This window comes from Williamsia sterculiae (genome assembly GCF_900156495.1).
In the GTDB taxonomy this organism is placed as follows: Bacteria; Actinomycetota; Actinomycetes; order Mycobacteriales; family Mycobacteriaceae; genus Williamsia_B; species Williamsia_B sterculiae.
The window spans coordinates 19,034-41,345 of sequence record NZ_FTNT01000014.1 but is presented as its reverse complement, the minus strand read 5'-3'; the positions used below and the strand labels follow the sequence as shown (position 1 = coordinate 41,345).

The following is a 22,312-nucleotide window of genomic DNA, read 5'->3' as shown; positions in this document are numbered from 1 at the left end:
GAAGACACTTGTGCCTTCCTGGAGCCGCCTTGCTGTACCGAAGCTCTGTCGTGAGCGCTCGATCACGCCTGGAATCCAAAGAGCTCGTCCCCGCTCTCGTTGAGAGCTATCGGTTCGATTTCGGTTATCACCCAACGAGGTCCGAAGTGAGGTCTTGGCAAAACAGCATTCCTGTGCTCGTCAACGACCTCATCGACGCAGGCCTGAGCGACGCCGAACTGCTGCTCGAGTTCAAACTGCCACTAACCAGCAAGCGCGCAGACGCAATCGTCTGCGGCACCCATCCCGGTACCGGGGCGCCGTCGTACGTTGTCGTCGAACTGAAGCAGTGGAGCCAGGCAACACTTGTCGACGGAACCGAGGATGTCGTTCTGGACGGCTTCGCTGAACGACTTCACCCGATTGAGCAGGTGCAGCGGTACTGCCAGCACCTGGCGGACTTCGAGGCATCACTCGGCGGCAGTCTCGACCAGCTGGCCGGGGTCGCGTATCTCCACAACGCAACAGACCAGGGCATCGCTACGTTGTGGGACTATCCGGAGTCAGAGACTGGCCGATTGTTCTCAGGCCAACGACGAGCTGACCTGATCGCCTTCCTCCGTTCCAAACTGACGCCGTCGAGTGGCGCTGAAGCGGCCGACGAATTGTTGTCGTCGGCTGTTCTCCCCAGCAAACAGCTCATGGACCTTGCTGCCGAAGAAGTTCAGCGTCGCGAGCAGTTTGTGCTGCTCGACGAACAGCAGGTTGCCTACTCGATGGTCATGCGCGCTGTCGAAGCCTCCCGTCGCTCGGCGACGAAGGAGGTCATTGTCATCACAGGCGGCCCGGGGTCGGGCAAGTCGGTCATCGCGCTCAGTCTGCTCGGGGAACTTTCACGGCAGGGTCGCACAGCTCTCCACGCCACCGGATCGTCGGCGTTCACGCAGACCCTTCGGCGCATCGCCGGAGCACGCGCGCCTCGCGTGAAGCAGATGTTCACGTACTACAACCAGTTCATCGACGCAGAGCCGAACGGCATCGACGTATTGATTAACGACGAGGCCCACCGCATCAAAGAGGTATCCACCAACCGATTTACCCGTGCCCATCTGCGGACAGGCCGGCCACAGGTCGAGGAGCTGATCGACGCAGCACGTGTCCCGGTCTTCCTTCTCGATGAGCACCAGGTGGTTCGGCCGAGTGAGCGCGGGACCATTCAGGACATCGAACAGGCGGCTGCGAAACTCGAATGCAAGGTCAAGCGGGTCGATCTCGACGGCCAGTTCCGCTGCGGAGGAAGCCGGTTATATGAACAGTGGGTCCTCCGTCTACTCGGACTCGAGCCAGGCGGGCCGATGAAGTGGCCTGGCGATGACGCGTTCGAGGTTGCGATTGATGAGAGCCCCTCGCTCGTCGAACAGCACCTACTGGAACGGCTCGAGGTCGGATACTCGGCACGGATCGCTGCTGGGTACTGCTGGAAATGGAGTGACCCCGTCCGTGGCAAGGACCTCGCCGACGATGTCGTCATTGGATCTTGGCAGCGGCCGTGGAACAACAAGAAGCCAACATCACACAATGGCGCACCAGGAACCCCTTATTGGGCATCGGATCCGGCTGGATTCGGCCAGGTCGGTTGCGTCTACACAGCCCAGGGATTTGAGTACGACTATGGGGCTGTCATTATCGGTCCAGACCTAGTCTGGAGGGAAGACCGGTGGGTAGCACGTCCCGAGTTCAGCCAGGACAACCAGGTCAGGCGCGCCGACTTTCCGTCGTTCGATCGAGCCATTCGGAACACCTACAAGGTGCTGCTGACGAGGGGTATGCGCGGGATGAGGCTGTATTCCACCGACGGTGAGACTCAGGAGTTGTTGCAGTCGCTGATGTCGTGAGTGTAAGGAGCTGCCCAACCTAAGAGCGGCGCTTCCGTGTAGGTGTTCTGCGAGGCCGCCGGAGTGGATGAGTGACCGCACGACGTAGTGGTTGAGGTCGCGGACGCCGAGTGCGATGCCGCGGAGGGTTGAGGCGGCCGTTAGGTCGGTCGGCACCGACGGATCACCCCGCACCGGCAATGCACGGTGGCCCTGATGCGGACGTGTAAACCTACGTACTTTCTATCAACCGGATCGACGAGCTCGTCACCCCGGTTCCAGACAATCGCCCTTGCAAGAAAACCTTGAAACAAAATACGGCCCGTACAAAGAATGCGCGGATAAGCAAAGAATCGACAGGCGGCTTCAGCAACGCCTTCGAACAAGCGCTATTGGTTGATCCCACTGATAATACGCACGAGAAGATTTTTATTCGTCAGTTTGAACGTCTCATATGTGCAGCGGCCAGACCAGATGGGAGTCGACCCCGAGTCGGAACGTCACGAGGACCTGCCGCCCATAAATTTCAGATGGCCATGTGGCCAGTTCCGCCTCCAGACCACATTCACGTCGCGGGTGCTGATCGCGAAGGCGCAGACCTCGCCTGCCTCAAGACGGCTCACGCGCCCCTTCTCATGCACCTCTCCCGGCGCTGTTCGCGGCGGAGTACAGACGTCAGACGTGCCCCGCGAGCTGACTCGTCGACAACACATCATCATAAGTCTTCGCTGCAACCCCACCTATTCTGTCAGCCCTTTCCGATACGGTCAGCTGACCCGATCGGCTAAGGCCGCGAAGCCACGCTAGATTGAACCGAACACCAAGATGCGTTTCTGGAGGTGCAGGTAGGTGCGGGACCAGCGGTGGATCGAGATCTCACCGTCGCAGTTCGAGCATGAGGCGAAGGGGCTCGCCTACATAAAGCAACTACTGCCCGACAGCCCCCCGTTTCGGGCGTGGTCGAACTTCGAGTTCCGGGACAACCGCGGCCGCTGGCACGAGGTGGACCTACTGGTCCTCGCCGCCGACACGCTGTATCTGATCGAGCTCAAGTACTACAAGGGCGTGCTGCGCGGCAACGACCACGTGTGGCAACGCGCTGGCTACCGATCCGAGGATTCGCCGCTGCTGCTGGCGCGGCGCAAAGCCCAATACTTCAAGTCGCTGCTCAAGGATTGCATCGAGGAGCGAACAGGGCAGCGTGGCGCCGGCAGGGTCATCCCGTACGTGCAGGAGTTGGTGTTCCTGCACCACCCCGACCTCGTCTGCGAGATGCCCGCGAGCTCGACGATCAACATCTACGGATTCGACGAGAACGAACGCACCAGCGGACTGACCGGCATAGGTCAGCGGCTGCTGCAAGCCCCCCGCCATGAACCGGTCAGCGAAGAGAAATCGCTGCTCATCCGCGACCTGATGGAAGCGATCGGACTGGCGCCGCGTCGGCAACGCGAGGTGGGGTCGTGGGTGATCGACGAGGAACCGCTCGGCGACGGCGAGGGCTGGCAGGACTGGCCTGCGTTCCATCACGTCGACACCGAACGCCACGCCCGCATCCGCTTCTACCTACCCCGACCGGGCGCCACCTCCGCCGACCAGCACGCCCAGGCCCGCGCCGTCGAGCACGAATACCGGCTGCTGACGCGGCTACGCCGCGACGGTCTCCAGGTCCCGGTCGACGTGGTGAAAGAACCCGAACTCGGCATCGGTCTGGTGTTCACCCAGTCGAAGGACGACGCGCGCCTCGACCTGTGGCTCGCCGACAACCGCACCCGACTCACCCTCGACGACCAACTCGAACTGATCGCCGAGATCGCCGAGATCATCCAGTACGCCCACCGTCACCGCGTGGTGCACCGCACGCTCAACCCCCGCGCCATCACCATCCGCACCCGCAGCAACAGCGTGCAACCGCAGGTCACCGACTGGGACACTGCCGGCGTGCTCCCCGCCAATGCCGAATCCGGGGTCACGCGGCTCACCGCCGGCGCGCTGAGCCTGATGGCCGGCGCGCTCAGCGATCAGGCCCGGCTGTTCGCCGCCCCTGAGGACATGAAGTCCACCGACCCGGCACGTCTCGACGTGTTCGGGGTGGGCGCACTCGCGTTCTACCTGCTGACCGGGGGCCGGGCACCGGCCACCGAACGTGGCGAACTGATGGATCGCCTACGTCGAGACCACGGACTCGACCTCGCCGCCGACATGCCGCAGGCACCCTCCGCGCTGCGCAACTGGGTGCTTGCCGCCACCCACCCCGTTCCATCCGAACGTTTTTCGACGATGGCTGATCTGCTCGACGGCCTCGAACAGGTGCGCCGCGACGTCGCCCAACCTGAGAGCGGCTCCGACCCCCTCGAAGCCGGTCCTGGTGACGACATCGGCGACGGCCGTTTCGAGTACAAGCGACGACTCGGCGCAGGATCCACAGCCGTCGGCATCCTGGTGATTGACCGGCAGGCAGGCAACGCCGAAAGGGTGCTCAAGGTGGCCCGTGACGACGAGGCCGCCCGCCGCTTGCACGACGAAGCTCAACTCCTCGGCAAACTCAACGACCCGCGGATCGTTCAACTGTCCTCGGAGGTCACCGTCGGCGGCCGCGACGCATTGGTGGTGCAGTACGCCGGCCGCACCACGCTCGCCGAGGAACTCACCGCCAAGGCCGGTCGGCTCTCGATCGACCTCCTCGAACGGTGGGGCACCGACCTACTGCAGGCGTTAGTCGCCCTCGAGCGCGCCGGTGTGATGCACCGCGACCTCAAACCGTCCAACCTGGGTGTCTTCGCCGCCAGCAGCCGCGCCGACACCCACTTGATGTTGTTCGATTTCTCGATGGCCGGCGTAGACCCACGCAACATCGAAGCAGGCACCCCGCCCTACCTGGACCCATTTCTCGGCCTCGACGGTCGCCGCCAGTTCGATACCGCCGCCGAACGCTACGGCGCTGCCGTGGTGCTCTTCGAGATGGCCACCGGGCAGGCACCGCGCTACGGCACCGATCCCGATGTCAACCCGGCCGCCACCGACGACGACATGACCGTCACCCCGGACCTGTTCGAACCCGCCGTGGCCCGCGCACTCACCACGTTCTTCACTGCCGCCCTCTCCCGAAATGCGGCCACCCGCCCCGACACCGCCGAGGACATGCTGCACGCCTGGCGGCAGGTGTTCACCGAACTGGACTCGGCGACAACCGAACCCGAGGTCAGTACGGATTTCGGCACCTCCACCACCCTGCTGGCCGCGGGCCTGTCCGCCCGCGCCGTCTCGGCGCTCGCGGCGGCACAGGTCACCACCGTCGGCGAACTCCTCGTGCTGGATTCCACCCGGCTCAACCGGCTGGTCGCCAAGGAGGCCAAACCAACCCGCCGCGAGATCATGGACCGCTACCAGGCGTGGGTCAAGAAGCTCGATACCAAGAAGAAGCGTCTCACTTCGACGGGCGCGCAGGGCCTCCTTGGACTCGACGACGCCGTAACACTCCTTCTCGACGCCGTCGGCACCCAACGTGCCAGCACCCGACGTCACGCCGCCGAACTGCTGCTCGGCACACGTGCCCGACTGGATGCCTTCGCGAGCGGTCACGAGCTCGCCGCTGCGCTGCATAAGGCCCCGCAGCGCGGCCATCAACTCCTCAAAGAATTACAAGAGGACTGGGGAGACAACGACGAGACTCGCATCCTGCTCGACGGTCTGATCGACCTCGCCAACACCGTGCTCCGCGATTCCGGAGGCGTGGTGGCGATCTCCACCCTCACCGCCGAGATCCGCGCGCGATTGCCGCAAGCCGACTCCGGGACCACAGACCTCGCCGAACGAACCCGCCGCGAACGCGCCGCGGCCGGCCTATTGCGTGTCGCCTACGACCGGCTGACCGAACACGAATCCGCCGAAGGTGACAGGCAATTGGTGCGCCGTCGGCATGGCGGCCGGTTGACCCTGGTCGCCGATGACGAGAAGCTATTGGCCGCCGCCGACGCAGCCGCCAAACGAGCAGACGACCTGGTGGCCGCCGCGCACTCAACCGGCGCCACCGACGGGGTGGTCGCCGCCGGCACCGCCGTCCGCGAACTCGGCGGCAGCTTCAGCCGCGCGTATCGCAGCGCTACCGACCCGGACACGGCAGTCCCCGTACCGAGCGACGCACGCCTGGTGCGGTTGGCCGCCGCAATCTCGCGCCATGCCGCAGTGTCCGGTCGTGGCGAATTGCATTCGCGCATCATGGAACCAGCCGCAGCCTTGCGGTTCGCGCTCGGTGGCCTCGCCCAGACCGAACAACTCACCGCGGCAGAGGTGCGGGCCCGGGTGGCCGCCCGCTTCCCGGACCTGGATCGGCTACCCCAGCGCCCCCACCTCGATCCGATCGTCGCGCGTGCCGGACTGGGACTTTCGTGGGACGAGACGCGCTCGCGCTACCGATACGAGACGCAGGCTCCACCAAGCCAAACGTCCTTGCACACCCGACCGGCCACTTACCAGGGCTCCACTCCCGAACCGGTGGATGGGCAGTGGACCGGCGGGGACGTCCGAGCCCAACGCGACATACTGGCCACCTCGTTGCGTGAGAATGGATTCGTCGTCATCGGCGTACCGGTGCACCGGCCCGGTGAGCACGACGCGGTCGCGCACTCTCTCGCGGGCGACCATCACGGCGAGCTCTTGGACGTGACCGGCGCAATCGTCGCGAAGATGCGCGAGTTCTCCTCGGCCAAGGGTTTGCCGTGGGACCTGGTTCTCAGCGCCGACGCAGCAGAGTCCGGCACCCGCGACGCCCGTGGCCTGCGAGCAGTACTCGATCACGTGATGCCACAGTTCCGCACTGAACTGGAACAGCAGGTGTTCTCCGGCGACGTGCAACCGAGCATCGGCCCGCTGGTGCTGCGAGAGCTCTCGCCGCTGGCCCGTTACGGCTACCTCGACGTCCTGGCCCACCTGAGCGACCTCTCGGCGCCCCGCCGACGCCCGGTGTGGGTGGTGGTCCCGCAGCTGCGCGGGCAGCGCGGTGCCATGGTGGACGGAAAGCCTATCCAATTGGGCTCGCCAGGAGGTCAATTCGTCGTATGGTCACCCGCGGCCGACGCGGCGTCGACACGCGACGACAACACGGAAACAAGTGAGGTGGTGTGACTGTGGCGTTTGTTGCGGCCCAGTTGGTGAAGGCCTTGCGGACACAGTTGGGCCGGCTCGAAGATGACCTGCGGGCTCGCGTCGACGGCGACGACGTCGCGGCCCGCCAGGAAGCTGTTGCAGTCCTGTGGCACGCCGAGCACGCCGAAGCGTTGGCCGCGCAGCGAACCGCCGCGTCGTGGCAGGCGTGGCGCGATGAGCGGGTCACCCAGTCGGCGGTGGCTTGGTTGCTGCTCACGGTGTTCGCCCGCTACTGCGAGGACAACACGCTGGTGTCGAAGGCGTGGATCGGTGGGGCCGATGCGGACTCTCGTCAGGAAGCGCTCGACGCGCGGCGCGCCTACTTCGCCGCCAATCCCGAACACACCGACCGGGACTGGCTGAACACGATCGCCGACCACTTCTCCACGCTCGATGCGACCCGCGGCCTGGTCGACTCCTATTCACCGATGCATCAAGTCGCGCCATCGGGTGACGCTGCCCGCGAACTCCTCGAATTCTGGTGGGACAAAGACGCTTCGGGTGAGCCACGCAGGAGCTTCACCGGCGTCGATACCCGATTCCTCGGGGACGTGTACCAAGATCTGTCTGAGTTTGCGAAGCAAACCTACGCGCTCTTGCAGACCCCCGAGTTCGTGGAAGAGTTCATCCTCGACCAGACCCTCGAACCCGCACTTGACGAACGGCCGCTCGAAGGTTTCACGGTCATCGACCCCACTTGTGGGTCCGGGCACTTCCTGCTCGGCGCATTCCAACGGCTCCTCGACCGCTGGCAGCGCGAAGCCCCTGCCCTGGGGCAGCGGGTGCTGGTACAGCGCGCAGTCGAATCTGTGTACGGCGTGGACATCAACCCGTTCGCCGTCGCAATCGCACGCTTCCGGCTTCTCGTCGAAGCACTCCATGCAAGTGGCGACAAGTCGATCGAGCAACTGATCGACATCCAGCTGAATCTTGCTGCGGGTGACTCGCTGTTGTGGGGTGCGCGTCAGTTGGTGACCGATGACGCGCTGGAATTGACTCTTTCCCTAGAAGACGCCTCGGCGTTGCGCGGGATTCTGCAGCGAGAATACGACGCTGTAGTGGGAAACCCGCCCTACATCGTGGTCAAAGACAAAGCTCTCAACCAGACGTACCGCGAGCTGTACAGCTACTGCAAGGGGCCGTACCCGTTGACGGTGCCGTTCATGGAGCTATTCTTCGATCTTGCGAAAACTGAGCGCGGCAAGGCTGGGTGGGTCGGACAGATCACGTCGAACTCGTTCATGAAGCGCGAATCCGGCGTGAAGCTCATCGAGGAGTTTCTATGGACCCGCGACCTTCGCCGAGTCATTGACTCATCGGGCGCCTACATCCCGGGTCATGGAACGCCAACGGTGATCCTCATCGGCCGCAACCGATCACCGGTAGGCGAGACCGTGAGGGCTGTACTTGGTGTTCGCGGTGAACCTGGACGACCAGACGACCCGGCCAAAGGTGTTGTCTGGTCTGACATAGTCGGCCACATCGATGAGCCTGGCTACGAGAGTTCTTGGATTACGGTAGCTGATCTCGACCGCGCACTGCTTCGATCACACCCGTGGAGTTTGAGTGGGGGTGGAGCAGTAGAGCTGCTTCACGACATCGACGGGCCGACCGTAGACACGCTTGGGTCGGTGATCTCCGGAAAGATCGGATTCGCAAGCTTTCCGGGCGCAGACGACGCTTTCTTTGCTCCACGCCATTCGCTTGGCCGTTTCGGCATAGAGACATCGCTCTCGCGTCCGATTATTCTGGGCGAGTACGTCCGAGACTGGGACATCCAGTCCGGTGACTCCGCATTCGTCCCTTACGATCGGGATGCGCAGCCAATCGGTGAGGACCAGGATGCGAGCTGGTGGCGGTGGCAATGGCCACTCCGAACAACGCTCGGAGCCGTGACTGGCTTTGGTGGTGAAACGACCGCAGAGGCTGGGAAGCAGTGGTGGGTGTGGTACCGCTGGGTTCCAGCGCGCTACCGCACCCCCCTCTCAATCACCTTCGCCGAAGTCGCAACCCACAATCATTTCGTCCTGGACCGTGGCGGCAAGGTGTTCAAGCAGACTGCTCCGGTCATCAAGTTGCCGGAGGGGGCCAGCGAGGACGATCATCTGCGACTGCTCGGAATATTGAACAGTTCGGTTGCGTGTTTCTGGCTCAAACAGAAGTGCTATCCGAAGGGCGGCGACCCCGTAGGTACGGATGGCGCGCGGGTAAGCGCAGAGTCCTGGAGTGACCGGTATCAGTTCAATGGCACTACTCTGAATGACTTCCCGTTGCCGTCGTCGTATCCGTTGGCCCGCGCCAGCACGCTCGACACCCTGGCTCAGGAACTCGCGGCCCAGGCGCCATCGGCGATCGCCGAGCGCGACGTGCCCACCGCCCATGCTCTCGACACCGCCCGCGCGGATGCAGAACGACTGCGCGCGTTGATGATCGCTCATCAAGAAGAACTTGACTGGGAGTGCTACCGCTTCTACGGCCTTATCGATGAGGACCTGACATACTCTGGCGACCTTCCCGGAATCGCGCTCGGTGAGCGTGCATTCGAGATTGTGCTCGCGCGGGCAGTGGAAGACGGCGAACACACCGCATGGTTCGAGCGTCACCGTTCCACCCCCATTACCGAGATCCCGTCGCACCTCCCGGCCGACTATCGTGAACTGCTCCAACGTCGCCTTGACGTCATCGCATCGAATCCGGGAATTCGGTTGTTGGAGAAGCCGGAACACAAACGCCGGTGGGCCAGTGAGCCGTGGGACAAGCGTGTCGCCGAAGCCCTGCGGGATTGGCTGCTCGAGCGAGTTGAGAACAGGGACGTGTGGTTTGAGGAGGGTCATCCGACGCCGCGCAGTGTCGCGCAGCTCGCGGATCGTGTCGACCGCGACCAGGACTTTCGGCAGGTGTTGCGGCTGTGGGCGGGCAGTCCCGACGTGTCGACGGGCGCCGCGCTGGAGAAGCTCCTCGCCGACGAAGGGGTGCCGCACCTGGCAGCGTGGCGGTACAAGCCGAGTGGTCTCACCAAACGGGAAGCGTGGGAACATACCTGGGATCTGCAGCGCCGCGAAGATGCCGGCGAGAAGCTGGGCGCACCGATTCCGGTGCCACCAAAGTACAAGCCCGCTGACTTCCTCAAGACCTCGTATTGGGCGCGGCGCGGCAAGCTCGACGTGCCCAAGGAACGGTTGATCTCCTACCCGGGTGCCGGCCGCGACTCGGACCCGACGATGCTGCTCGGCTGGGCCGGGTGGGATCACGCCGAACAAGCCCTCGCCCTGGCCGGAGTGATCGACAAACGGATCAGCGCCGACGGATGGGACCAGACCAGCCGCGACAAACTGGTGCCGATGCTCGGCGGTCTGGCCGAACTGCTGCCGTGGGTGCGGCAGTGGCACGGCGAGATCGACCCCGAGTTCGGTGAGTCGGTGGCCGACACCATCGACGAGGTCCTGCGTTCGCGCTGCACTGAACTCGGCATTGGCCCCGACGAACTCGCCGCATGGCGGCCGCCGGCCGCCACCCGCGGACGTCGCACCAGGAAGACGAAGACGGAGGACTCACAGCGATGAGTAGCATCTCCCCGCACTATCGCACGATTACCCAGCTCCTGCAGAGTCGCTCGTATTCGATCGATGACTATCAGCGCGAGTACAAGTGGGGGACGGCGAACATTCAGGAGCTGCTGAGCGACCTGCAGAACAAGTTCGAGACTTCCTACCGTGAAGGCGATGGACCCAAGCAAACAGCCACTTATGCGGATTATTTTCTCGGGTCGATCATCGTGGCGCGACGTGGAACCAAGAGTTATCTCGTCGATGGGCAACAGCGAGTCACGTCACTGACCCTGCTGCTCATATATCTGTATCGCACCGTAAAAGAACACGGTCACTCGGTGACCTCAACGATTGAAAGCCTCGTCTTTTCAGACAATCTAGGTGAGCAGAGCTTCAATCTTGATATCCCTGACCGAACGCCTGTGATCAAAGCTCTGTTCAACGGCGACGATTTCAACCCGAACGGTAAAGACGAGTCCACCGCAACGATCCTCGCTCGTTACCGCGACATTGAGGGATACGACCTCGCGGACGAACTGGGCGATGCTCTGCCGGTCTTCATCTATTGGTTGTTGAATAACGTTGGTCTCATCGAGATCACGACGGACTCGGACACTCACGCGTATTCGATCTTCGAGGCGATGAACGATCGAGGCAAGCCATTGAGTCCTGTGGACATGCTCAAGGCGTACCTCTTGACGCCTATCCACGATGAAGCTGCGCGGGCGGAGGCCAACCGGAGTTGGAAGCGGACGGTGGTTGATCTCACCTCGTGGTCGGGCGGTCCCGATGGCGACCGAGACGCGATCGTCATTAAGGCCTGGCTACGTGCGCAGTACGCCGTGACAATTCGCGACCGAAGGGCCGGTGCGTCCGACAAGGACTGGGAACTGATCGGTACCACTTTCCATCGATGGGTCCGGGACAACGCTTCACATCTGGGCATCGGAGACAGCGGCTCCAATCTGCGGCTGATGACCGTAGAGTTCGACTTTTATGCACGCGCCTACAAGACGATCTTGGAAGCTGCGAGCACTTACATGCCGGGCCTTGAGTCAGTCTTCTACAACTCGCACAACGAGTTCACCTGGCAGTACACGGTTCTGCTGGCACCCCTAGCGCCCACCGACGACACCGAGACCGTACGGCGCAAGATTGAGGCCACCGCCGCCTACCTGGACGTCTGGGTCATGCGTAGGACAGTCAATTACGTACGAGTGGGGTACTCGGCGGTGAATTATGCGATGTGGTTGCTGTGCAAGGACATCAGGCGCAAACCGCTAGACAAGCTGGTGGAGATCCTTCAGGAGAAGCTGTGGCAAGACGACGCAACGTTTGAAGGCAGCCCAAGCCGCGGGAGATCCGGTATCGGAGATCTACGTCTGAATCAATTCAGCCGACGGTACATCTATCATCTCTTGGCACGGGTAACCGCCTACGTCGATGTGGGTGCCGGTCGTGCGGACTCGTTCCCGACACTGGTGGACCGTACCCGGAAGAATCCCTTTGACATAGAGCACATCTGGGCCAACAAATTCTCTCGGTACGAGGACGAGTTCGACTCGGCTGCTGAGTTCGAGGCGTGGCGCGACAACGCGTCGGGACTCCTCCTACTTCCGGCAGACGTCAACCGCAGCTACCAGGACAAGGAATTCGAGGCCAAGGCGCCGCACTACGCCAAGCAGAACTTCTACGCGGCAAGTCTGACCGCGGCGGCGTACGACCACCAACCGCAATTCGCGAAATTCAGCGCAGAGCAGGGGCTGGACTTCACGCCGTTCGAGCATTTCGGCAAAGCCGAGCAGGAGAAGCGATCCGATCTGCTCCTCGAGATAGCCAACAAGATCTGGTCACCCGACAGGCTCAAGGAGCAGCTCCCATGACCTTTCTGCGTGATGTCATCAACATTCCCGAACGCACCGGAGCCGACGACTACGTTCTGCGGCTGACCGACAGCACAGACGACGACGCGCACATTCGGGCCACCCTCGACCAGTACGTGCTCACGCCGTCACTGGAAGCGAACTTCGTCGCCGCGCTCGGTCTGGTGGCCGACGGAATCGACAACCAGACCTCACGCGCCGCGTTCCTCACCGGCTCGTTCGGCTCCGGTAAGTCGCACTTCATGGCTGTTCTCTACGCGCTGCTCGGCAACCACCCAGCCGCCCGCACAATGAAGTACACCTCACTCACCGGCCGCTACGACGAGCAGCTCAACGGCAAGTCCGTACTGCGTCTCACCTATCACCTGCTCGGCGCAAAAAGCTTAGAGGAAGCGGTCTTCCGGGGCTACCTGCGGCAGATCGCCCGCCTGCACCCTGATGCACTACTGCCCGCCGTGCACGTTACCGACACCCTTATCAAGGATGCCGAGAAGCTGCGCGCTCAGATCGGCGACGACGCGTTCCTCGCTGGCCTCAGCGGCGGAGACACCGGGGGTGGCTCGGCTGACGCGTGGGGTGCGGTGCTCGGCGGCGACACCTGGGACCTCGACACCTACCTGACTGCGGTCGGTGCACCACCCGAGGACACTAAACGCACCACCCTGGTGTCGGCGCTGGTGCGCAACTACTACGGATCGTTCGTGGAACAGGCCACCTACGTGGACCTCGACCGCGGTCTCGTCGCCATCACCGAGCACGCCAAAACCCTCGGGTACGGCGCTGTGGTGCTGTTCCTTGATGAGCTGGTGCTGTGGCTGGCGTTCTCCGTCACCGACAGCGAGTTCTTTTCCCGCGAATCTCAGAAACTGACCAAACTCGTCGAATCATCGGGCAGTCGCCGCCCGATCCCGTTGGTGTCGTTCGTGTCCCGGCAGATGGACCTGCGTAAGTGGTTCGCCGACGCCGGTGCCTCCGGTGCCGAACAGGACGCCCTCGACCGGGCGTTCCACTACCAGAAGGAACGCTTCTACGAGATCGAACTCGGCGACGACAACCTCGCCGAAGTCGCTCACGCACGTCTGCTGCAGCCCCGTGACGACGCCGCGGCCGCCCTGCTTGACAACGCCTTTGGGTCGGTCAGCCGCAGCCCCGAGGTGTGGGACGTGCTGCGCGACACCATGAACGCCACCGACAGCCACAGCGGCGCCTCCGAACGCGAGTTCCGCCTCACCTACCCGTTCTCCCCGGCACTGGTCGCCAGCCTGCGGCACCTGTCGTCGGTGATGCAACGCGAACGCACCGCCCTCAAGGTGATGCAGCGGATGCTCGTCGACCGCCGCGACACACTGACCACCGCCGACTTGATCCCGGTCGGCGACGCCTTCGACTACATCGTCGAAGGCAACACCCCCATCGACTCGCACGCCGGCACCATGTTCACCGCTGCCTCCGAGCTCTACCGCACCAAACTGCTACCGATCCTGCTGCGCGCACACGAGGTCACCGAAGAACAACTCACCGACGACCCGGCGACCATCCCGGTCGGATTCCGGGCACACGAACGGATCGCCAAGACGCTGTTACTGTCGGCGGTCGCGCCGAGAGTGCCGGCTTTGCAAGACATCACCGCATCCCGGCTGGCAGCACTCAACCATGGTTCGATCCGCTCCAAATTGCGCGGCGGTGAGGCCCGCGTAGTGCTCGGCGTCGTTCGCGGCTGGGCCAAGGACGTCCCCGAGATCACGGTGTCCGAAGGCGCCAATCCGATCATCCGGGTGCAACTGTCCGACGTCGACTACCAGTCGGTGCTCGACCGCATCCGGGCCGAAGACAACGCCGGACGTCGCCGCGTGCTGATCCGAACCCTCGTCCACCGGGCGTTGGGTGTGAGCACTGCGCAGGACGACCTTGTCGGCGCCGCTACCCGTTCTATCACCTGGCGGGGGTCGCGCCGCGAGGTCGACGTGGCGTTCGGCAACATCCGCGATCCCGGGTCGGTGCCGGAACAGAGCTTCGACAACCGACCCGGCACCTGGAAACTCGTCGTCGATTACCCGTTCGACGAACAGAACTTCTCGGCCGCCGACGACATCGCCCGCATCGACCGACTGCTGGCCGGCGGCGACCGGCACGGGATCGCCTGGTTGCCGAAGTTCCTCTCCGCGAAGGCCCTCGACGATCTCGCATTGCTGGTCAAACTGGACTGGTTGTTCACCGGCAGTGGCGAACGGTGGCAGGAGAACTCCGATCATCTCTCCGCGTCGGATCGGGCGCAGGCTCGCGGCATCCTGGAAAACCTGCACCGCGGCATCCTCACCTCGTTCGACCTGCTCTTGCGGCAGGCTTACGGCATTGAGCCGCAAGACCCCAAGATGTTCGTCGACGACCCCGGCCACACCGAGGTGCTGATCTCGCTGAGCAAGGACTTCAGCCCCAAACTGCCAGCTGCGCTGTCTCTCAGCGACGCCTTCGACAAGGTAATCGACCAGGCATTCACCGCCGTATATCCGGCGCACCCGCAATACGCCAACCCTGGGGACGAAGTCACCGCCCGCCAATACGAGATTGTGCGCGACTACGTGGAGCGGGCGGCCACCGATACCGCCGGGCGGGTGCCAACGCTCCCGGGGCCCGAACGTAAAGCGGTGCAACGCATCGCCGAACCACTGCGGGTCGGCAAGGCCACCGAAGACCACTATCTGTTCGGCGAGGACACCTTTGCGTTCTGGTCCGGCGAGCTCGATCGGGCCGTCGCCGACGCCGACCGGGTGACCGTGGGCATGCTGCAACGCCGCATTGACACCGTCACCCCCGCCTGGGGGCTGCGGCCCGAAGCGCGGGATCTGATCGTGTGGGCCTGGGCGTTGCTGCGTAAACGAGCGTGGTTGGACGCAGGTGCCCCGGCCCGCATGTTGAAGCTTGGCGCACTGCGCGAAAGTATCGAATTGCGTGCCGAGGAACTACCCGACGATACCGATTGGGAAAAGGCACGGCTGCACGCCAGCCAACTCTTCGGCTACACGATGCCACGAACCTTCCTCACCGGCGCGAACGTCGCCGAGTTCGCCGACGCCGTCCGTACCCGCAGTGCCGAGCACCGCACCGACCTGCAGAACGTCGGCGATCAGCTCGCCACTGCGCATCGCACGCTGGGGCTGGAGGTGGCCGACTCCGACCGGCTCGCCGCCATCCGTGGACTCACCGCATTCCTTGACGGTCTCGCCGCGACGAGTGGCAACGTCGCGCTGATCGCCTTGCTGGCGCAGATGCAGCTCGCTGTCGCCGGCCAGACCGCAGGCCAGATGCGGGCCGACGCCGGCGCCGACGCCGTCGCGCTCCGCACCTTTCAGTGGCGGCTCCTCGACTCGGTCCTCGCCGGCCGTGGCCTCGCCGGTGATCGGGGCAGCGCGGCCCGGTCGATCGTCCGCAGCCTCGAAGAGCTCATCGTTACCCCCGGCCGGTCGCTGAACGACGAAGTCGGCCGCATCGAGAGCAAGGTCGTTGACTGGGTGGTGGCTGGCCAGCCGCGGCCCGATGACGAACCCGAAGAGGTCGACGACGACTCGACCGATACCGACGAGCCGAACGCTACGCACGACGTCAAGGTCACGGGTGTCGCCGATATCGACATGTTGGCCGCGTCGTTGCGGGAGGCGTTGGCCACCAACGGTTCCCGGGTGCGAGTGAAGTGGTGGATCGAGTGAGCACACTCACCGCGACCCGTCCGATCATCGCGGCCCGACTGCAGCAGGCCGTCGACAAGCGCTACCGCCGCGGCGTCCTCGGACTACGGGCGTCGCCCACCTGGCAGGACGGGACGTTCACCCACGACGGCGTGCCGGTAACAGTGGTGGGCTGCCCGTCGACGCTCGCGGTGTGGGAGGCGATCGAAACCCGCGACGACCAGGGATGGCTGGTGATCCTCACCTCGGTCGACGAAAAGGAACTAGGAGACGGGGTGCTCGCGCACCTGATCGACAACCGGCTGCTCACCCCGGACCCGTGGGCGGCGCTGCGATCGATGTTCTCGGTTAACACCATCGAACCAGCCCTCTATCGGGTGCCCGACGACCGGGGCCTCGCGCTCGGACTACTTGCCGTCCTACCGAATACGGCCGTGACACCCGCACCGGGCGGCGTTCTCACCCGAGACCACGCCATGTCCACACTGGCGCACGCGGCGCTGCGGGTCACCGACGACCCGCAGGTCGAGATTGACGCATCGGCCGTGCTGGAATGGAGCCTGCGCCGCGACCTGTCCGACGACCTCTTGCACCTGCGTGCGGTCGGAGGACCCGCGGTGATGGCGTCGGTTACAGCATGGCTGGCCGACCGTGCCGGCCGCCTCGGCCCGGTGGTGGAACGACTGCTCGCCACAAACCGGACCGGCGACCTCGTGCCGCTGGGTCTGGTCGCCGGACTGATGGTCGGCGACGCACCCGGCCGCGAACTGGCTCGCGGCTTGTTCCTCGGCACGTACACGCTCGACGGCCTGACTGAACCCGATCTCGGCAACTGGTCCGACGACGCCGCCGGACTGGTCATCGGACAACTCGATCCCGCAGCCAGGAACACCGTCCTCAATGCTGCTGCAGCACATGTCAACAGCCGCGGCATCGGCGAACTGGCGCGCACCTCCGAACTCCTCCCGCACGGCCTGTCCGCCCGCTTCGACACACTGGCACAGACCATCACCGATGCGATCCCGGACGATCCCGCAACCGCACCGACCTCCGCGGCGGCGGCCCACGTCCAGGACGCGTGGCAGGATGTGACCCGCCATTTTCTGGCTCCGGAGGATTCCTCGATGCCGGGCGCGGAGGCTGCGGTGCGCCTGCTGCGCTGGCTGATCGCCGACCTCGACACGGCCGGCAGCCTCGACGCACTGACCGCCGACCACGTCGGTAGCGGAGCCTGGGTCGACGCCGCCCTCATCACCGCGCGCCGCGGCGTCGACCACCGCAGCCTGGCCGAGGCCATCGCCCACGTCATCGACCGTGTCGTCTTGCGGCGACGCGCCATCGACCGGCGGTTCGCGGCCGCGCTCGCCGACACTCCGTACCCCGCCGGGCTGCTGGTGGAGAACCTGCTGCGTGACATCGTGTTACCGCTCGCAGTCTCCACTCCGATTTTGTTGGTGGTGGTGGACGCGTTGTCTGTGGCGGCGGCAATCGACGTGGTCGCCGCGGCTCGGGAGGCGGGTTGGAGTGAGGCGGCCGTCGGTGGGGCGGCACAACGGACCGGCGCCCTGGCGGTGATGCCCACGCTGACTGGCCGCAGCCGCTGCTCGCTGCTGTGCGGGCAGCTCCGCGAAGGCACGGACACCGCCGAGCGTGCCGGCTTCCTCGAGGCGATCCGCGAGGCCGGGCTCCAGGCGGCACCCGGCCGCCCCGATCCGATCTTCCACAAGAAGGCCCTCGACACGGTGCCCACCGGTGCCGATCTGGCCACCGAGGTCGCCGACGCCATCGCCGACCCGACCGGCCGTCCGCTGGTCGCGGCGGTCCTCAACTACGTCGACGACACCCTGCACCACACCGACCCGGGCGGCACCGACTGGTCGCTACGCACCATCACCCACCTGCGCGCGCTGCTCCGCGACGCTCAACGCGCCGGACGTGCTGTGATCATCACCTCCGACCACGGGCACATCATCGAACGACGCGACTCGGTGAAGCTGATCCGCGCCAACCACTACGGGCAACGCGCCCACGGTCAGCTCGACACCATCACCGACGGCGAGATTCTCGTGCGTGGCCCGCGGGTACTCACCAACGACCACGCGGTGGTGCTCGCTGTCGACGAGACCATCCGCTACGGACCTGTGAACGCCGGCTACCACGGCGGCGGTACGCCCGCGGAAGCTGTGGTCCCGGTGATCGGGCTCTACACCGGTGACGTGCCGGACACCCTGCAATCCGTCGGTGACGTCGAACCCGGCTGGTGGCATAGACCTGTCACCAGCGATACGGACACGCCGGTGCGCACGATCCGAACGCAGCCGGCGAACACGGCACCAACCCTGTTCGACGACGAACCGGTTGTTGCGAACCCCCAAACATCGCTCGCCACAAAGATTCTTGGCACCGCGGTGTTTACTGCCCAATGGAAGCTGGCCGGTCGCATTGTGGTCTCCAAGGCGCAGACCGGTGCGCTCATCGACGGTCTGCTGAGCACGTCGAACCGGGAACTGCTCCTTGCGCAGGCCGCCCGTATTCTCGGGCTGGGCGAGAATCGAGTCACCGGCGCGCTGTTGCAGATCAAGCGGGTCCTCGACGTCGAAGGCTACGAGGTCCTCGCCCTCGACGGACCAGTGGTGCGCCTCGACGAGGACCTGCTACGCGAACAATTCGGGGTCGGGCCGTGACTGCAGCGGTGTCGCCGCGGCGGCGACGCGAGATCCTCGACGCGCTACGGCGGGGGACGGTCCCGTCCAACGGCCTCGACCAGTTGGCAGTCGGCCTCGGCCGGTTCGAGTCCGAGATCGAGACCGAGTTGGGTGTTGTCGCGGCCGGCGGCGCCATGTTCAAGGCCGTCCGGGGTGATTACGGCTCGGGCAAGACGTTCTTTGCGCGCTGGCTCGGCGACCGTGCGATGAAGCGCGGATTCGCGGTAGCCGAGGTGCAGATCAACGAAATTGACACGCCTCTGCACAAACTCGAAACTGTGTACCGGCGCAGCATCGAATCGCTGCGCACCGCATCGATCCCACCATCGTCGCTGCGCCCCATCCTCGACGCCTGGCTGTTCACCATCGAAGACGACGCAGCCACCCAGGGCGTGGGCATCGACGAACTGCTGGAACGGCGCCTGGCTGCTGTGGCCACCAGTGCCCCGGTGTTCCCGATGGCCATCCGCGCCTATCGTCGGATGATCGCCGACGGTGACAACGACGGTGCTGACGGACTCGTCGCCTGGCTCGGCGGCCAGCCGCACGTCGCGGCTGCGGTCAAACGTCGTGCCGGGATCAAGGGCGACCTCGACCACTATCTCGCGCTGGGCTTCTTGCGAGGGTTGCTCGCAGTCCTGTCTGATGCCGGCAATGCGGGTCTCGTGCTAATTCTCGACGAGGTCGAGACGCTGCAACGGATTCGATCCGACGCCCGCGCCAAAGCGCTGAACGCGTTGCGACAGTTGGTCGATGAGGTGCACGACGGACATTTTCCCGGTTTGTATCTACTCATCACTGGAACCCCCGCGTTCTTCGAGGGCCGGCAGGGCATCAAGCTGCTGCCGCCGCTCGCAGACCGGTTGCACACCGACTTCTCCCGCGACCCCCGCTTCGACAACCCGCGCGCCCCGCAGCTGCGGTTGACCGGTTTCGACGTCGACCGGCTGGTAGAACTCGGTGGGCGGGTACGTGAACTGTTTTGCAGCGGAATCGAATCGGCGGACCGCGTCCGCGCCACTGCCGATCACGAGTTCCTGCGGCGCTTCGCCGAAGCCGTGGCCGGCGGCCTGGGCGGCAAGGTAGGGATCGCACCCCGTCTGTTCCTCCGAAGACTGGTCGACGTGCTCGACGTGATCGAACTAAACCCCGACTTCGACCCGTACACCGACTACGACATCGCGATCAGCGACGCCGAAATGTCTGACGCGGAGCGTGAAGCGCTCTCGGCCGACGATATCGACCTCGACGTCTGATGACGACCGACCCGTTCGATCTACTACACCCCGGGGTGCAATATCACCTGGCGAACACGCTGCGCTGGAACGGGTTGCGGCCCACCCAAGCCGCCGCGGTCGAACCGATCCTCGCCGGGGATGACGCGCTGGTCCTCGCCCCGACCGCGGGCGGCAAGACGGAGGCCGCGACCTTCCCGCTTCTCTCGGCGATGGCCGAACACGGCTGGCAGGGCGTCTCAGTGCTCTACGTGTGCCCGCTGCGGGCCTTGCTGAACAACCTGCAACCACGGCTACACACATACGCCCAGTGGATCGGCCGCAGCGCCGACGTGTGGCACGGCGACGTCGGACCGACTGCCCGCCAGCGGATTCTGCGCGAACGCCCCGACATCCTGCTCACCACCCCCGAGTCGCTGGAAGCGATGCTGGTGTCGACGAAGGTCGACCCGCGCGTGCTGTTCGACGGACTGCGCACGGTCGTCGTCGACGAGGTGCACGCCTTCGCCGGGGACGACCGTGGGTGGCACCTGCTCGCTTTGCTGGAACGGCTCTCCCGGATCGCCGGGCGACCGCTGCAACGGATCGGGCTTTCGGCGACTGTCGGCAACCCCGACGAGCTGCTCGGCTGGTTGCAGGGTGGGTTCACAGACCGTCCGCACACCGTGGTGTCGCCGCCAACCAATGTGGTAGCAACGGCGCCGGAGATCACTGTCGACCACGTCGGGTCGCTGCAGAACGCGGCTACGGTGATCGCTTCGTTGCATCAGGGCGAGAAACGGTTGGTGTTCGTCGACTCACGCAGGCGTGCCGAAGAACTCGGTGCTGCGCTGCGCGATCGGGGAGTGAACACCTTTCTGTCACACTCGTCGCTGCCGGCGACCGAACGCCGCCGGTCCGAACTGGCGTTCGCCGACGCCCGCGACACCGTCATCGTCGCCACCTCCACCCTCGAACTGGGGATCGACGTCGGCGACCTCGACCGCGTCATCCAGATTGGCTCACCCCGCACTGTCGCATCCTTTCTGCAACGACTTGGCCGCACCGGTCGACGGCCCGACACCGTCCGCAATTGCCTGTTCCTCTGTATCGACCATGACGAGGAACTGCTTGCCCTCGGCATGCTGGAATGCTGGGCGCGCGGCTGGGTAGAGCCGATCAATCCGCCGCCTTCGCCTCGTCACATCGCGGCACAGCAGATGCTGGCCCTGTGTCTGCAGGAGCACCGCATCGGGCGATCGTCGTGGAGAGACTGGTGGGGCAAGCTACCGGTGTTCGACGACACCGCCGCCGAGATCATGAACTTCCTTGTTGCCGAGGGCTACTTCGAACGCGACGGAGACTTCCTGCACATCGGACCTGAGGCGGAACGCCGCTTTGGTCGCCGATACTTCTCAGACCTCACCGCCGTCTTCAGCGCCCCACCAGAGTTCACCGTGTTGGCTGGCCGCAACGAGGTCGGCACCATCGGCACTGATCTCCTCGTCGGGGAGGTTCAAGGCCCACGCGTGCTGCTCCTGGGTGGACGGTCGTGGTCGGTCGCCCACGTCGACTGGAAACGCCACCGCTGTTTCGTTGAACCTGCGGACTCCGGTGGGCGAGCAAAGTGGTCTGGGCTCGGCGGCGCCGTGTCCTTCGACATCGCTCGCGGGATGCGGTCGGTGTTGCTCGGAATAGACCCCTCCGGTGTGACTCTCACCCGTCGTGCGCTGGATGGGTTGGCCGAACTGCGGGAGACGTTTCGCGGAGTCGTCGTCGATCGCCAACTCGTTGCCGTTCTGCCCAGCCAGGGGACCGGTAGATGGTGGACGTGGGCTGGCACAGCCGCCAACCGAACCCTGCAGGTGTCCCTGCCCCGCCTGGTCGATGCGCGGCAGCGTGTCGATGAGCAGTCGCTGCGATTGTTGCCTGGCGTCACCCGAGAGGACTTGCACCGGGAACTCGTCGCTGTCGAGTGGAGGTGCCCCGATGTCGCGGCAAATGCACTGTCTGGCTTGAAGTTCTCCGCGGCGTTGCCGCCTGGTCGGGCGGCTCGCACATTGGGGGAGCGACTAGGTGATCCGTATAACGCGCGAAGCGTCGCGACCGAAGCACTCGTGACGAACAGACCGCAGGGCTGACGGCAAGAAGCGACAGATGAGCGTGCGAAGCGACGAACTCGAACAGTTTCAAGCTGGGGGTTCGACGACGAGGTGGGAACCGTTGTGCCGCCGGGCTGGCGCGAAGCGTTGGTCGAGACCAATGCTTCCGATGAAAGTCG

8 protein-coding genes are annotated in these 22,312 nt (G+C 64.7%); all 8 read left to right on the top strand.

The features are described from left to right. Positions 1-50: 50 nt before the first annotated feature. A complete protein-coding gene (locus BW971_RS19040; RefSeq protein WP_407701238.1) occupies positions 51-1,874 on the top strand; it encodes a DUF2075 domain-containing protein in 1,824 nt (607 codons plus the stop codon). An 828-nt stretch (positions 1,875-2,702) separates the two neighbouring features. Next, positions 2,703-6,977 carry a BREX system serine/threonine kinase PglW gene (gene pglW / locus BW971_RS19035; protein ID WP_076482664.1) on the top strand — a complete coding sequence of 1,425 codons (4,275 nt, stop codon included), beginning with the start codon at positions 2,703-2,705 and terminating at the stop codon, positions 6,975-6,977. Further along, complete coding sequence (gene pglX / locus BW971_RS19030; RefSeq protein WP_076482663.1) at positions 6,974-10,561, top strand: BREX-2 system adenine-specific DNA-methyltransferase PglX; 3,588 nt, start codon at positions 6,974-6,976, stop codon at positions 10,559-10,561. Before pglW ends, pglX begins: the two co-directional genes overlap by 4 nt. Beyond that, positions 10,558-12,429: a GmrSD restriction endonuclease domain-containing protein gene (locus tag BW971_RS19025; RefSeq protein ID WP_076482723.1), complete on the top strand. Its 1,872-nt coding sequence runs from the start codon at positions 10,558-10,560 to the stop codon at positions 12,427-12,429. The genes pglX and BW971_RS19025 overlap by 4 nt, the downstream gene beginning before the upstream one ends. Continuing rightward, the gene (locus tag BW971_RS19020) at positions 12,426-16,133 is read left to right on the top strand and encodes a BREX-2 system ATPase PglY family protein (protein ID WP_076482662.1); all 3,708 of its coding nucleotides are present in this window, start codon (positions 12,426-12,428) and stop codon (positions 16,131-16,133) included. Before BW971_RS19025 ends, BW971_RS19020 begins: the two co-directional genes overlap by 4 nt. Further along, the gene (gene pglZ / locus BW971_RS19015; protein ID WP_076482661.1) at positions 16,130-18,796 is read left to right on the top strand and encodes a BREX-2 system phosphatase PglZ; all 2,667 of its coding nucleotides are present in this window, start codon (positions 16,130-16,132) and stop codon (positions 18,794-18,796) included. The genes BW971_RS19020 and pglZ overlap by 4 nt, the downstream gene beginning before the upstream one ends. Continuing rightward, positions 18,793-20,073, top strand: coding sequence for a BREX system ATP-binding protein BrxD (gene brxD / locus BW971_RS19010; protein ID WP_083710399.1), 1,281 nt, complete (start codon positions 18,793-18,795; stop codon positions 20,071-20,073). Before pglZ ends, brxD begins: the two co-directional genes overlap by 4 nt. Continuing rightward, entirely contained in the window at positions 20,073-22,172 is a 2,100-nt protein-coding gene (locus tag BW971_RS19005; RefSeq protein WP_076482660.1) for a DEAD/DEAH box helicase, read from the top strand. Before brxD ends, BW971_RS19005 begins: the two co-directional genes overlap by 1 nt. Positions 22,173-22,312 lie beyond the last annotated feature (140 nt).